Source organism: Microvirga sp. RSM25 (assembly GCF_044784385.1).
GTDB lineage: Bacteria > Pseudomonadota > Alphaproteobacteria > Rhizobiales > Beijerinckiaceae > Microvirga > Microvirga tunisiensis.
This window is the reverse complement of record NZ_CP173039.1, coordinates 569,698-583,746: the sequence shown is the minus strand read 5'-3', so window position 1 is coordinate 583,746 and position 14,049 is coordinate 569,698. Positions and strand designations below refer to the sequence as shown.

Annotated in this window: 15 protein-coding genes and 1 pseudogene; 5 read left to right on the top strand and 11 right to left on the bottom strand. The window is 60.8% G+C overall.

Annotated elements, in window-relative coordinates:
• Positions 1-73 precede the first annotated feature (73 nt).
• The 4 genes from ACD578_RS02725 to ACD578_RS02710 form a co-directional block, all read right to left on the bottom strand.
• A complete protein-coding gene (locus ACD578_RS02725; protein ID WP_404290643.1) occupies positions 74-622 on the bottom strand; it encodes a hypothetical protein in 549 nt (182 codons plus the stop codon).
• A gap of 555 nt (positions 623-1,177) precedes the next feature.
• Positions 1,178-1,906 carry a PRC-barrel domain-containing protein gene (locus ACD578_RS02720; protein WP_404290641.1) on the bottom strand — a complete coding sequence of 243 codons (729 nt, stop codon included), beginning with the start codon at positions 1,904-1,906 and terminating at the stop codon, positions 1,178-1,180.
• A 400-nt stretch (positions 1,907-2,306) separates the two neighbouring features.
• Positions 2,307-3,086, bottom strand: coding sequence for a hypothetical protein (locus ACD578_RS02715; RefSeq protein ID WP_404290639.1), 780 nt, complete (start codon positions 3,084-3,086; stop codon positions 2,307-2,309).
• A gap of 39 nt (positions 3,087-3,125) precedes the next feature.
• Positions 3,126-3,932, bottom strand: a complete 807-nt coding sequence (locus ACD578_RS02710) for a response regulator (RefSeq protein WP_404290637.1) — start codon at positions 3,930-3,932, stop codon at positions 3,126-3,128.
• Between the two features lie 183 nt (positions 3,933-4,115).
• Here ACD578_RS02710 and ACD578_RS02705 point away from each other — a divergent pair, with 183 nt between their 5' ends.
• Together ACD578_RS02705 and ACD578_RS02700 are read left to right on the top strand one after the other, a co-directional pair.
• Positions 4,116-4,340, top strand: coding sequence for a NepR family anti-sigma factor (locus tag ACD578_RS02705; protein WP_404290635.1), 225 nt, complete (start codon positions 4,116-4,118; stop codon positions 4,338-4,340).
• On the top strand, positions 4,337-4,882 hold the full coding sequence (locus tag ACD578_RS02700) for a sigma-70 family RNA polymerase sigma factor (protein ID WP_404290633.1): 546 nt from the start codon (positions 4,337-4,339) through the stop codon (positions 4,880-4,882). Before ACD578_RS02705 ends, ACD578_RS02700 begins: the two co-directional genes overlap by 4 nt.
• Positions 4,883-4,977: 95 nt before the next feature.
• Here the strand turns inward: ACD578_RS02700 and ACD578_RS02695 are convergent, their stop codons facing one another.
• Entirely contained in the window at positions 4,978-5,151 is a 174-nt protein-coding gene (locus ACD578_RS02695; RefSeq protein ID WP_009494036.1) for a DUF1328 domain-containing protein, read from the bottom strand.
• A 144-nt stretch (positions 5,152-5,295) separates the two neighbouring features.
• On the opposite strand from ACD578_RS02695, the gene ACD578_RS02690 reads away from it, so the two are divergent.
• Positions 5,296-5,553: a hypothetical protein gene (locus ACD578_RS02690; protein WP_404290631.1), complete on the top strand. Its 258-nt coding sequence runs from the start codon at positions 5,296-5,298 to the stop codon at positions 5,551-5,553.
• Between the two features lie 50 nt (positions 5,554-5,603).
• Here ACD578_RS02690 and ACD578_RS02685 read toward each other — a convergent pair whose 3' ends face one another.
• Both ACD578_RS02685 and ACD578_RS02680 read right to left on the bottom strand, forming a co-directional pair.
• On the bottom strand, positions 5,604-6,464 hold the full coding sequence (locus tag ACD578_RS02685; protein WP_404290629.1) for an SDR family oxidoreductase: 861 nt from the start codon (positions 6,462-6,464) through the stop codon (positions 5,604-5,606).
• A gap of 130 nt (positions 6,465-6,594) precedes the next feature.
• Positions 6,595-7,926: a solute carrier family 23 protein gene (locus tag ACD578_RS02680; protein ID WP_404290627.1), complete on the bottom strand. Its 1,332-nt coding sequence runs from the start codon at positions 7,924-7,926 to the stop codon at positions 6,595-6,597.
• A gap of 161 nt (positions 7,927-8,087) precedes the next feature.
• On the opposite strand from ACD578_RS02680, the gene ACD578_RS02675 reads away from it, so the two are divergent.
• On the top strand, positions 8,088-9,107 hold the full coding sequence (locus tag ACD578_RS02675) for an alpha/beta hydrolase (protein WP_404290625.1): 1,020 nt from the start codon (positions 8,088-8,090) through the stop codon (positions 9,105-9,107).
• An 8-nt stretch (positions 9,108-9,115) separates the two neighbouring features.
• On the opposite strand, the gene ACD578_RS02670 is transcribed toward ACD578_RS02675, so the two are convergent.
• From ACD578_RS02670 to ACD578_RS02660, 3 genes are all read right to left on the bottom strand, one after another.
• Positions 9,116-10,063 (bottom strand): NAD(P)/FAD-dependent oxidoreductase, encoded by a 948-nt coding sequence (locus tag ACD578_RS02670; RefSeq protein WP_404290623.1) that lies wholly within the window; start codon positions 10,061-10,063, stop codon positions 9,116-9,118.
• A gap of 426 nt (positions 10,064-10,489) precedes the next feature.
• On the bottom strand, positions 10,490-10,906 hold the full coding sequence (locus ACD578_RS02665) for a type II toxin-antitoxin system VapC family toxin (protein ID WP_404290621.1): 417 nt from the start codon (positions 10,904-10,906) through the stop codon (positions 10,490-10,492).
• Positions 10,903-11,121 (bottom strand): antitoxin, encoded by a 219-nt coding sequence (locus tag ACD578_RS02660; protein ID WP_404290619.1) that lies wholly within the window; start codon positions 11,119-11,121, stop codon positions 10,903-10,905. Before ACD578_RS02660 ends, ACD578_RS02665 begins: the two co-directional genes overlap by 4 nt.
• Before the next feature lie 1,694 nt (positions 11,122-12,815).
• Between ACD578_RS02660 and ACD578_RS02655 the strand changes: the two are divergent.
• A pseudogene (locus tag ACD578_RS02655) lies at positions 12,816-13,797 on the top strand (aldo/keto reductase).
• A 51-nt stretch (positions 13,798-13,848) separates the two neighbouring features.
• Here ACD578_RS02655 and ACD578_RS02650 read toward each other — a convergent pair.
• Positions 13,849-14,031: a hypothetical protein gene (locus tag ACD578_RS02650; protein WP_404290617.1), complete on the bottom strand. Its 183-nt coding sequence runs from the start codon at positions 14,029-14,031 to the stop codon at positions 13,849-13,851.
• Positions 14,032-14,049: the final 18 nt, after the last annotated feature.

Below are 14,049 nucleotides of genomic sequence, written 5' to 3'. Positions count from 1 at the left end.
AGAGGGATTGAACAGCCGATTGCGCGGCTCTTCACAGGCAAGGCAAGGTTTTTGAGCTCGATCGGGATCGAGCTTAGTTCCTGAAGTTGAACTCCGCCTTGCCCAGAGTGGCCTCAACGACGACGGCTTCGGATGGTCCATAGCCCATCATAGCCCTGAAGTCGGGCAGGCTTGGAGCTTCGAATACAAGAGTCCCGAGGTCCATCTGACGGACGACTTCTCCGGCAAGTGTCACCACAACATCGAGCGACGCGATATCCAGGTATGCGGCTGCCTCGAGGGCGACGTCTGACGCGGTATTGCGCAGGGAACTCATCAACGCCAGCAGGCAGTACTCGTCCATGCTCCCGTGACGGGATCCGAGAGGCCGATGGGAAAACGGCCTGCCTCGCTGCCGGGTCAAAGCGAAGGCCAGCAGCAAGGCGTCCGACACGATGCCCTTGGCCGCTTCGGGTTGAGTATAGGCTGCCAGCCCCTGCTCCGGCCCGTCGAGAAGAGCCAGATCGTATTGATCCTCGAGGCTGCTGAGCGACCGGAATACGTCGATGACCCCCACCATGCTCGGATGAAACAGGAATGCGACAGATCCAGGAGTTGCCGAATGCAGGGACACTTCAACCATCGATAGACAAACCTTAGATACGCGGACTGCTTGCCGTCGGCACCACGTGGGGCAATGCCGGGACGAGCAGATGCCGTCTCAGCAACAGGGGGCAGGTCACCTCGTCCTGACTGCAAACGGGAATGATGCCGCTGAGCATGGAGGCTACAGACGGCCTGTCTCTCGGGGGGGAACTCGAAGCGAGCCGGGAAAACTCATCTGGAAGCTCTTCCTGGCAAAGCACCGCGTCCAGTTCATTCGTGGCTGTCATCGTCGCTCCCTCCGCGTTGCGCTTGGAACGGCAACGTATGCGCCAATCCTCGGTTCCGTGCGGCAAGACGTCTGGCCCCTTTGCGGGGCAGACGGGAAAGAATCTCGCATGGATTTCGGAACCGCCCCGATGGAACGGCGTTAGGATCTCAACCGGTCCGAATGCCCCCTTGGACTGGCACCTTCCAGGCGCAGCTGAATCAGCTGCGCCTTTTATTTTTGGTGATCCGATAGCGGCACCCTCCAAAACGAAACGGCGCCTGAGTTTCCCCAGGCGCCGCCTCTCAGCAGGAACCGCTGTGCCGATTACTGCTTCGGCGCGGTCGTGGCGCCGGTCGTTCCGGTGGTCGAGTTGTTGGCGTTGTTGTCGCCGTCCTCATCGAATGCCGGGGCAGCCTGAAGTTCAGCCTTCGTCATACGAAGCATGACGCGCTCGGGCTGGTTCTGATTGCTCGAAGAGGTATTCGCCGCCGTGTTGGTCGAGCCGGCAGAGCCCGAGCCAGACGTGGTTGTATTGCCCGTCGTAGCCGTCGAGCCTGTGGTGTTCACGTTGTTATTGCCGCTTTTGCTGTTGTCCATCGCCTGGGCCTGCTGGCTGCTCATGAACTCCAGCGACTTGAACGGAACGGCCACATCCTTTTCGCCGATGCCAAGGAAACCGCCCACGCCGACGACAGCGGCCATGACCTGACCGTTGCGATCCACGATCACGTCATTGATGTCGCCAATCGACTCGTTGTTGGCGCTGACCACACGGGTGCCGATCAGATCGGAGGCCATGATCTGGTTCGTTTCCATCTTGGTCATGAACTGGCCGGACGTGGCGCTGCTCTGGCCCATGGAAGTCGACGATTGACCCGCGGTGGAAGAGCCGGAAGCGCCTGGCTGCATGGCCGGCGAACCTGTGGTGGTCGTGCCCGAGCCCGAAGCGGCCGGACGGTCGGTCGGGGCCGACGGAGACGACGTCTGTGCAAGGGCGGGCGCAGCCGCGAAAGCCGTCACGACAAGGCAAGCTGCCATATGCTTCTTCAGCATTGTTTCTTTCTCCTGAGGATCCACTAAAAATCGCGTTGTGCACCGAAGTGCGCGGGAGTGTAACGCACAGCATCAGCGACCGTTCCGAATATCGACCCAATCAAGTCAATGTTATCCGGATCTATATTGTGGAACCTGGAAATGAATACTTGTTAATATTGTATGACAACAGATCGTCCGTGCCACCTGCCCGCCGACAAGCAGCAACAGTAACGCCAACATTGGCAACTACTTTTCAGACGAATGGTTCCAACCTCGAATCGCGGGACGATTTAGTCGGGCCCGGAACCCGGCGGCCGCACATGATCGAATGTCGGATCAGATCGGCACCTGTATCGGAAGCCTGGAACGTCAGTTGGAATTGAGTCTGCCTTGATGGATGCAGCTTGCCGCCAGCTATTCAGGAAAGCGACTGCTCGAGAAGAGCCAGACAGAGGCTCGGCATCCGGTTGGCGCTCGCCTTGGCAAGAGGACTGACATCGCCCATGCAGCCGACCGGATTGCGGCTCTTTGGCTTCTGTTCCTGCGGAGTTTCGTTGCCCTCTTTGCGGCGGGCGGGGTATTGTGCGACCGGACCCTGCACCTCTTCCTTCAAGGTGACGACCGGCAGATCCGTATCTCGCGCGAAGGTCGTGATACCGGTGCGCGGATCCGACTTGTAGAGCACCTTTCCATCATGATCCCGCAGGATCACCGCAGCATTGGCCACCCCGACGAGCTCCACGATCGATACGGTCGTCGGGCTGCGCGCAGGAACAGGCGCCGCTACGCGATCGCCTCTTGTCGACACAGAGTTTTCGAAGGGTAGCGACCCGGATTGAGCCAAGGGAGACATGTTGAAGGAAGCAGGGGCGAAACTTCCGGCCACGAAGAAAGCCCCAGCCAGTCCGACCAAAGCTACAGGTGTACGGAACATCCCTCTCTCCTGCCATCCCAGCTCAACAATTCGGGGGAACAACGCGACCGTATCTTTGATGTTCCTGTCTCTCTGCGTAGGACTGACGAATAAAAAGGGGAATAAAAAAGCTGGGAACATTTGTTTTCGATAGGGCGTTCTTAAAGCACCGGCCTCCTGGTCCTCCCCGCATTCCCCTTGTGCATTGGCCGGCACCTTAGACGGGCTCATGAGCCCGTCTTTTTTTGCCCCTAATACATCATTATAAAAGAAAAGCCCGGCCATTGGCCGGGCTATTACTTGGTAATCCTATCAGCCTGGGATTCAGGCCGTTGCGGCACGAGCCTCACGACGCCGGGCACTCTGCTGGAAGAACAGAGCCTGACTGATCACGGCGGAGACGTTGGCCGGCTGGAAGGGCTTGGCGATCAGGAAGGCCGGTTCAGGCCGCTCACCCGTCAGGAAGCGCTCCGGATAGGCCGTGATGAAGATCACCGGCACCTCGAAGGCCTTGAGGAGATCGTTGACCGCATCGAGACCGGAGCTGCCGTCCGCAAGTTGGATATCCGCCAGAATCAGACCCGGCTGCTTGGCCGAGGCGAGCTTGACGGCTTCTGTCCTGGTACGGGCGACGCCCGTCACGTTGTGGCCGAGGCCTTCGACCAGGGCTTCGAGATCCATGGCGATCAAGGGTTCGTCCTCGATGATGAGGATGTCCGTTGCCATGTCGGCCGCGAGTTCCCGGCCTGCCTCGTCGACGAGTTCACGAACGGTCTTCGTGTCGACATCGAGGATCTGGCTGACCTCTTCCTCTCCGAAGCCTTCAAGGCAGGACAGGAGGAAGGCCTGGCGGGGGAGCGGGGTGATCTGTCCGAGACGGACTTCCGCCGGCAGATCGCGCTGGATCTGCTCGCTGCGACCGTTCACCGACAGGGAATTCCAGATTCGCGTGAAGACCTGGAAGAGCTCGACCTTCACGTTTCCGGAAGGACCGATGGTCTCAGGCTCGCTGACAAGGGTTTCCAGGGTGGCGGCCACATAGGCGTCTCCAGCCATCTGGCTGCCTGTGAGAGCGCGTGCGTAGCGGCGAAGATACGGTAAATGCTGGACGACAAGCTGCGCTGTCGACATTCGCTTCCCCTTAACTGTGCTTTTGACTCGTTGTACCGACGGTCCATTCAACGTGGCAAAGCTGCAAAAGTTCCATGAATGGAACCGCGTGGAGTAACGAGCGTTATTGCTCGAAAACTAATATATGGATATTGCCAAGGTTGGCTATCCCTCTGAAAGATATGGGATGGCAAGGGGACGACGATGACGGTTGAAAAGGGGAAGAAGCTTGCTCGGACCATTCTGGACACGTCCGTGAACGATAAGCTCACAACCGATCCCAAACTCGACAGCGGAAGCCAGAAGCGCATCGGCGACCAGCTTCGCGCCATGTATGACGAGCTCATGCAGCAGCCTGTTCCTGACCGTTTCAAGGAACTGCTCGATCAACTGGACAAGAAGAACGGGGGAAAGGGCGGGTCTCAATGACCCCAGAACCCGAACCAGAGTTACGAGAGGCACTTCTCGCGGCGGTTCCCAGCCTTCGGGCCTTCGCCATCTCGCTGTCGGGTCAGGTCGACAGGGCAGACGACCTGGTTCAGGATACCCTCCTCAGGGCTTTGGCCAATCTGCATCGATTCGAACCAGGAACGAATCTGAATGCTTGGCTCTTCACGATCCTGCGCAATCTCTTCCATTCCGAGTACCGCAAGCGCCGCCGTGAGGTCGAGGATCCGGACGGATCCTATGCCGGGCGCCTCAAGGTGCAGCCCGAACAGGGCTCTCACCTTGATTTCGAGGACTTTCGCAGTGCACTCGCCAACCTTCCCTCCGACCAACGCGAGGCATTGCTTCTGGTCGGTGCCTCTGGATTTTCCTACGAGGAGGCCGCGCATATTTGCGGCTGTGCGGTTGGCACCATCAAGAGCCGCGTGAACCGTGCCCGCTTTCGTCTTGCTTCCCTGCTGAACGTCGAGGACATCGAGGACCTGGGCCCCGACAGCATGACAAGGGCGGCTCTGCAGGGTTGAACGTCTGCCCTCTCCGCCTTCCGCATCGTCCATGTCGCAAACGAAAACGCCGCCCTCGTGAGGCGGCGCTCGTTACCTAGGGTGCCTTGTCGGCATCACATGGGGCTTCGTCCGCGCAACAGGCCGATCACGGCCGAGATGGCGAAGAGGACGATCGCAACGAAGAAGATCAGCTTCGCGATCTCGACGGCCGTACCGGCAATGCCGCCAAAGCCGAACAGAGCTGCGACCAGAGCGATAATGAGAAAAGTGACTGCCCAACCGAGCATGGTGTTACCTCGCTAACTGTACAATCGACTACAAGCCGACGATGTCCAAACAACGCCAAGCGCGACTGTAGGGTTCCATTCCAGGAACCATGATCAACGGCGTTCATCGATCGTTCAAAAGTATTCCTGCAGGCTTTCATTCACATGGAACTCGCCTTCGACCCATACGTTTTCCAGATCACTTGGGAGAGATGGTCAATGACTCGTTCGATTGCCCTTCGTGCATTTTGTATCTTTGCCGTTGTTACTGCTCTTGCGGCCATTACCGGCGCGGCCTCTCAGGTCGAAATCGCCGAAATACTTTTCCTGATCGGCGGGTCGCTTTCAGCCGTCATGCTTTTCTTTGCCTTGACGACACCAACGCACAGCCTCGTTCCGGTTCGTGTCCGTCGCAGACGCTGATCAACCTTCGTTTTTGGAGAGGGCGGCTCTTTCGAGCCGCCCTTTTCGTTTCAGGCCTCCGTTGGATCGCCGCCATTCGGATGCAGGACCGACCCGGTGATGTAGGATGAATCCTCGCAGGCCAGGAACAGATACGACGGCGCCACTTCGTTGGGCTGCCCTGGACGCTTCATGGGCGTGTTGGCTCCGAACTGCTTGACCTTCTCGGGCGGGAAGGTGGACGGAATCAGCGGCGTCCAGATCGGCCCCGGCGCCACGCCGTTGACACGAATCCCTTCGCCAGCAAGCTTCTGCGCCAACGAACGCGTAAAGGCCACGATGGCACCCTTGGTGGCGCTGTAATCGAGAAGATCGCCGCTGCCGCGATAGGCCGTCACCGACGTGGTGTTGATGATCGCGGATCCTTTCTTGAGGTGCGGCATGGCCGCCTGCACCATGTAGAAATAGCCGAAGATGTTGGTTCGGAAGGTACGGTCGATCTGATCGGGCGTGATCTCGCCGATGTCCTTTTTGGGATGCTGTTCGGCCGCGTTGTTGACGAGCACGTCGAGTTTGCCGAAGCGCTGGATGGCCTGATCGACGGCAGAACGGCAGAAGTCCGGATCGCCGACATCTCCGGCAATCGTCAGGCACGAGCGCCCTTCCCGCTCGATGAGACGCTTCGTCTCCTGCGCATCCTCGCCCTCGTTCAGGTACAGGATGGCGAGATCGGCGCCTTCGCGGGCGAAGAGAACGGCGGCGGCCCGCCCGATGCCGCTGTCGCCCCCGGTGATGAGGGCAACCTTCCCGTTCAATCGTCCACTGCCGGGATAGCGGGGTTCGTAATCGGGCCGCGGATTCATCTCGGTCTCGCGACCGGGCTGCTGGTCCTGGACCTGGGGAGGCAGGGTCTGTTTTTCGTCGGAGCTCATGGCATCATCCCATACGAGATAAGGGTGCGGACCTCCGGCCGGCCGCGGTTGAGGACGAACCATGCACGACGAAGCCCGCGTTGAGCCTCAACGCGGGCTTGAAATGCGTGTTCCTGAAAAAGGATCGTGCCTATTCCGCAGCGTGCGGACGCTCGGCGGTCGCAGGCGTCATCCGCAGCAGGTGGTAGAGGATGATGGCGCCGAAGGTTGCGGTGCCGATACCGTCCAGGGTGAAGCCCGCGACATTCAGCTTGAAGTTGCCGGCACCCAGGACGAGCGCGACCGCCACCGTGATGAGATTGCGCGGGTTCGAGAAATCGACCCGGTTCTCGACCCAGATCCGGCCTGCGGTCGCGGCGATAAGGCCGAACACCACGATGGACAAACCGCCGAGCACCGGCCCCGGAATGGTGCCGATGAAGGCTCCGAACTTGGGAGACAAACCGAGAAGCAGCGCGAACCCGGCCGCGATGATGAAGACCAGCGTCGAGTAGATGCGGGTCACGGCCATCACGCCCATGTTCTCGGCATACGTCGTCATGCCCGTGCCGCCGGCGGAACCGGACAGCATGGTGGCAAGACCGTCGCCCATGAAGGCGCGGCCGAGATAGGGATCGAGGTTGCGGCCCGTCATGGCGCCGATGGCCTTGATGTGCCCGAGGTTCTCCGCCACGAGGATGATCGCGACGGGCGCGATGAGGCTGATCGCCCGCGCGTCGAAGACGGGGCTCTGGAACGTCGGCAGGCCGAACCAGGCGGCCTGGCCGATCCTGGCAAAGTCGATCGGCTGCCCGAGGCCCAGGACATTGGCGCAGATGTAATAGATCAGGTAGCCGGCGGCGCCACCGATCAGCACCGGCAGACGGCGCATCGTTCCCGGCGCATAGACGGCGACGAGGCCGACCGCCACCACGGTGGCAAGCGCAATCCAGCGCGCGAAATCACTGCCGGCCTGATTGTCCGGCGTGATGCCGGAAGCGCTGTTGATCGCGATGGGCGCAAGCACAAGGCCGATGGCGGCGACGATGGCACCCGTGACCACCGGCGGCATCAGCCGCTCGATCCAGCGGTGCCCCGCCATCTGTACGACGAGACCGATCAGGAAATAGAGCGCACCCGCCGCGATGATTCCGCCGAGCGCCAGGGAAATGTTCGGGTTGGGGCTCCCCACGCTCGCACCCGTGGCAACGAGGACCGGACCGATGAAGGCAAAGCTCGACCCGAGATAGCTCGGCACCCGACCGCCGACGATGAGGAAGAAGATGAACGTCGCCAGACCGGAGAACAGGATCGAGACGTTGGGATCGAAGCCCATGAGGATCGGCGCCAGCACGGTTGCGCCGAACATGGCGACCACATGCTGCAGGCCCACGACAACCATCTGGCCGGTCGGCAGCCTCTCATCGGGCATGATGACGCCTTCGGTCTTCAGGCTCCATCGTGGCAAGTAACTGTCGCTCATAAGATCCCCCCAGTAGTAACGAATTCGGCCGCACCGTAGCGCCGGGACCTCAGGAATGGCTAGGGAGGCCCGGCACTTATTAACCGGCGAGACGGGCCGAATTCTGGACAATCCCCCTGTTGAGGGTCACATCATTCCGATCGCGAGGGATGAGGATGACGATGCGCAAGGACCATGATGTGCCGGCAGGCACGGTACACAGCCTCTGGCTCGACAGCCGAAGCCTCAAGAACAACCTTCTCGGGGACCCGTCCCGCCGCCGGATCGACGTCTATGTGCCGGCGGGCCATGACGGCCGGAACCTGCCTCTCCTCGTCGATCTCGTCGGCTATACCGCGGGCGGTCCCGCTCACACCAACTGGAAGAATTACGGCGAGAACGTGCCCGAGCGCCTCGACCGCCTGATCGGCACCGGGGCCATGCCGCCGGTCGCAGTGGCCTTTCCCGATTGCTTCACACGCCTTGGCGGCAATCAATATGTGGACAGCGCCGCCATGGGACTGTGGGAGACGTTCCTCATTCGCGAGATGCTGCCCTTCGTCGAGGACCGCTTCAGTTGCGGCGGGGACGGACGCCGGGGCGTATTCGGCAAGAGCTCGGGCGGCTACGGCGCCATGGTCCACGCCTTGCGGCATGGCGGCTCGGTCTGGTCGGCGGCGGCCTCCCATTCGGGCGACGTGGGCTTCGAATATCTCTACCATCTCGGCGAGTTTGCCGGGGCGCTGCGCCACCTCGTCGACCACAACATGTCCATCGAGGCCTTCCTGCGCAAATTCGAGGCTGGTCCCAAGGCGAAGGACAAGGATTGGCACGTGCTGATGCTGCTCGCTCAGGCCGCGAGCTTCGACCCCGATCCGAGCCAATTCTATGGCATCCGCCTGCCGGTGGATCTGCAGACCTGCGAGGTCATCGAGGAGCGCTGGGCCAACTGGCTGCACTGGGATCCGCTGCGCATGGTCGATCAGGCCGAGCATCAGGCGAACCTGCGCAAGCTGAAAGCCTTCCTCATCGATTGCGGGGATATCGACCAGTACAACATGGTCTATGGGTCGCGGATCATGCACCGGAAGCTCGAGGCCGCAGGCATTCCTCACACCTACGAGGAGTTCCACGACGACCATTCCTCGGTCGATTACCGTATGGACATCAGCCTACCGCTCCTCGCAAAAGCCCTTTCCTGAGGGCAGCATCACGCCCCGCCTGGCTCGTCCTCGGTCGGCAACTCACAGTGATTGTGAATATGGGTCGCGGCGAGCGCAGCATGGCCCATGCCGACCACGATCTGGTCGAGACCGCGGACGATGTCGCCGGCGGCGTAGAGGCCTTTCACGGTCGTCTGGCAATGATTGTCGACGATCAGGCTTCCCGACCGATCGTGCTCGGCGCCAAGCGAAATCGCCAGGTCCGAGCGATACTTCAGCCCAAGCGCCGAGTAGAGCACGTCGAAGCGGTGCTCCTTGCCGCCCATATGCACGGCGGAGATCCGGTCGCCCTCCATGTCGAGAGACTCGACAGGGGTCTCCACGATCCTGATGTCGTGCTCCTTGAGCGTCGCCCGCTGCTCCGGGCTCAGCTCCAGAGGCTGCCCCAACGTGAGCAGGGTCACGTCGCGGGAATAGGTGCGGGCGATGAAGACCGCCTCGCCTATCCCATGGGAGCCATAAGCAATGACGGCGATCTTCCGATCCCGGGATTCGTAGCCGTCGCAGATCGGGCAATAGCGAACGAGTCCTCGCTGGACGGCATTGGGCACGTCCGGCAGATCGGGCTCGATATCGACGGAGCCCGTGGCCAGCACCACGCGCCGGGCCGCGATCTGATTCATGCCGCCATCATTGTCCTCCACGACCCCGATGAAGCGGTCCGGCTGCTTGCGCAGGCCCGTGACTCGTCCCGTCTGGATCGCAGACCCATACTGCTCGAGATTGGCGCGGGCCCGTGCCAGAATATCCTTGCCGGAAATGCCTTCTGCGAAGACCGGGATGTTGTGGCTGGTGGGTATCCAGGCCGCCCGGGGCGTGCCGCTGTCCACCACCAGGAAACGGCGCTTGAAGCGGGCCAGGTACAGCGCCGTCGTCAATCCGGCTGGCCCTCCTCCGACGATCAGGCAATCCAGGATATCCCTGTTCGACCCCATTCCCGCACAATCCTCCCGCCAGTCACAGAAAACACAACACCTGAGGGCGGGAAAAGATCGCGGAGGTCCGGGCCGGCGGAGCAAGCCGGTAATGCCGATTAAACTCACGCCGTATGGCCTCCGAGAGGGTTGGGTTCGTTCTGCCAAAACGGGCCGAGTGCTGAGGGATCTACGAGCCGCTAGAGCCGCTCATTTATATAGCCGGCTAATTTAATTGTCATCGAAATTCCTGCAGTAGCGAGCACCCTGCCCCGCAATGTGGTGTCATGGAGTTGAGGTTTGTGGTACCGACACGCAGCTCTTGTGGCACAGTGCCTGACGCGCGACGAGGTCTCTCTCAGTCGATGAACGACGCCAGTGTCGCATTCACTGCACTTCAGATGACATGCAGGTTGGCTCTGGCTGCAATCACGGTATCAAGGGTTCTCAGGCCCTCGCCCAGTTCTCGATGGCAAGTCCCTCCACGCGCAGAAACTCGCGTTCATTGTTGGTGACAAGGATCAATCCAAGGCTCTTCGCGTGAGCTGCGATCCAAAGATCGTTGTTGCCAATGAGCTCGCCTCGAGCGGCCAGATTCGATCGGATGGCTCCGTAAGTCTTGGCTACATCATTAGCCATTGGCACCACCGGGATCACAGTGGTCAATTCCTCTAGGATCAACATGGCCTTGCGCGGATCAGGGCCCTTCTGAACGCCATACACCAGCTCACCGTAGGTGATGACAGAAATGGCTGCGGAGCCTGCAGGCAACACGTTGAAGCGATCCAGAACGGCTTGCGGGCGCTCGCGGCGGATGTAGATGCAGATGTTGGTATCGAGGAGATATTGGGGGTGGGGGGTCACAATCCCTCGCGCTCCTGCGGCGGCGCATCTTCCCGGGTCAGATCAGGAAGATCACACAGCAACTCGAACGCCCGCGTCAGGGTCCTGGGCTTTTCCCGCAGGACGATTTCATCGCCGCGGCGGAAGATCTCGACCTCATCGCTCGTGAGGCGAAACTGCTTGGGCAATCGAACGGCCTGACTGTTGCCGGACCGGAAAACCTTGGCAATGGCCATCCTTCGTCTCCGTATATACAGATAAGTATATACGGAGTATGCAGTTCAGTTCAAGATCCTTGCGGCCGCTGACAGGGTCGCCTGTACTTGATCCAGGCAGTTTCGAATTAAGACCGAGGCCCAAGCCGTCCTGACGATGTTGGAAGCCGGGTGAGTTTTTCACAGAACTGTTGCTTTCCCGACAGACGGCAGGGAGCAGGATTGCGTACACTCAGACTTCCGGCTCTTTCTGCCCCTACGGGCCGGCACTTCGAGCGCTCCCTTGAGACGGTGGGCGCTCCTCTTTTATCAGCGTCAGGGCTCGACTTTCCTCAGCCTCCAGGCGTGTTCTTGCCCCTTTGCCTAAGCCCTGCCCTGAGGCAGCAAGTCCTTGAGCCTGATATTCTCGAATGACTCCAGCAGCAGCCGCAGGAACTCAATCAACTTCGCCGCCTCAATGAGGAGGGCCTGTACCTCGTCACGGGAACTCTCCCCCTCTCATTCTGAAGCTGATCAGGGCCGGGCCGCAATATTGAACTTGGACACTCGCCTTCCCCATCACCTTCGCTGGGTAACAGCCTGAGATCATAAGGAGCCATGCCCGTCGCAGCCCGTGGGCAGTAACCGCCTCCGAGTTCAAGGGCTAACCGGACCATCAACACTTGGTCCGAAGATTGGCAGATCTATGAGGCCCACCCTGCGAAATTGCGGAACGTTATAGGAATATTGGTTCGTTACTACGACAGACGAGCCCGACCAGCGGAGATGCACATATGAGATGGCTAACAAGCCTGCTTACGGCGCGTCGGGCCCTTCTGGTTCATGTCTCAGCAGGATGAAGGGCTGCCTGCACGGCCTCGTCCCGCTCGAGATGCACCGATCGAAGGGCTTCCCGTGTGGCATCAATCTGAACGCGGTACTCGCGATCGACAGCGTTCGCGTTCTCAGCCCGTGAGACCGCTTCCTCATAACTCGCGAAGATTCCCAAGGCGCCCGAACGTACCAGTAGACGCTGTCGCCCTTTAGGCTCGTTCCCAGGATTCAAGCCCACAACCCATAGGTGCCTCTCGTCTGCCCGCACGATGAGACAAGGTTGATACACACCATAGGCCCGTCGGATCACGTAGCTGCCATCGACATTCATGCGCGTCTCCCGATGGAATGGAGGTGAAGCAGAAGATGTTCTGAGGGTATAGTCTGATAGCGGGGAATGATGCGTTAGGTGGTAAGCGGAGCATCTTGAAGTGAAATAGGGCGATCTTATGAATGCCGCGCCACCCTATCTCGTTTGAAAAGGGGCTTGTCGGAATACGCAGCTGCGGGCCCGAGCCCAGCGAGCAAGATCCCAGCGATTGAGACCCCGTATGCCTTGATCATGGGGCCCTCCCGTATCTGGCTAGGTGCACGGGACGCCCGAGACCTCGCATTGTTTCCGTGGCCACCTACACATCTTTGAGAAGCCGTCACGCCGAGCAGGACGGGTTCTTCAGGGGCCGGTCTAGAACGGGAAGACCATTGATTGAGGCCTTGCCGATGTCCGTGGTCGTAAGGCCGCTGAGGAGATCAAGTCCACCATGGAAGGCCCGTCGACCGCGCGGGACACGATGTACTGACCATCCTTTCGAGGCTTGAAACCGGGCCGGATCGGTCCAGTTCAAGCCGCGTCCGCCACGATACCTGTGGCCATGTAGACCGTTCAGAACCGGAGATCTTCCATGCAGCAGCGTCAGCTTGGTCCGTTGCAGGTGTCCGCCCTCGGCCTCGGCTGCATGGGCATGTCTGAGTTCTATGGCAGTGGCGACGAGGCCGAGTCCATCGCCACGATTCATCGCGCCATCGAGCTGGGGGTCACCTTCCTGGACACCGCCGACATGTATGGCGTTGGCCGCAACGAGGAACTCGTCGGTCGCGCCATTGCGGACCGGCGCGACAAGGTGGTGCTTGCCACCAAGTTCGGCAATGTGCGGGGCCCGAATGGCGAGCGCCTCGGCATCAGCGGCAAGCCCGATTACGTGCGCCAAGCCTGCGAGGCGAGCCTGAAGCGGCTGAACGTCGAGGCGATCGATCTCTACTACCAGCATCGTGTCGATCCCGAGACGCCGATCGAGGACACGGTTGGTGCCATGGCCGACCTGGTGCGCGCGGGCAAGGTCCGTTACCTCGGCCTCTCGGAGGCCGGCCCTCAGAACGATCCGGCGCGCCCATGCGGTTCATCCCATCAGCGCGCTGCAGACGGAATACTCGCTCTGGAGCCGCGATCCGGAGGACGAGATCCTGCCGACGGTGCGCGAGCTCGGCATCGGCTTTGTGCCCTATTCGCCGCTGGGCCGCGGCTTCCTCACCGGGCAGATCAGGAGCGTGGACGATCTTGCCGCCGATGATTTCCGCCGCAACTCGCCGCGCTTCCAGGGCGAGAATTTCCAGAGGAACCTTGATCTCGTGGGTGAGATCGAAGCGATAGCTCGGGAGAAGGGCTGCGCGCCCTCGCAGCTCGCCCTTGCCTGGGTGCTGGCGCAGGGCGACGACATCGTGCCGATCCCCGGCACCAAGCGCCGCCGCTATCTGGAGGAGAATGTGGGCGCTCTGAACGTGACGCTCACCCCGGACGATCTGGCGCGCATCGACCGCATCCTCCCGCCGGGCGCTGCCGCCGGCACGCGCTACCCGGAGCCAGGCATGAAGATGGTTGGGCTCTAAGCCTCTCCTCTTTTCCTATGCCGGGGCATGTTCGCGATGCCTCACCGCACTCTACGCACTGCCCTTGGGCGGCAGGTCCTCGAGCCCAACGTCCTCCAATGGCCCCAGCAGGGACCGAAGGAATTCGATCGTCTCGGCAGCTTCGATGAGGAGGGCCTGCGCCTCGCCGAGGGGCAGATTTCCCTCGCGTTCAGAAGCTGCCTTGAGCCGGTCAACGATGTCGAGTTTGGACATAAACCTTCCCGATCCCTG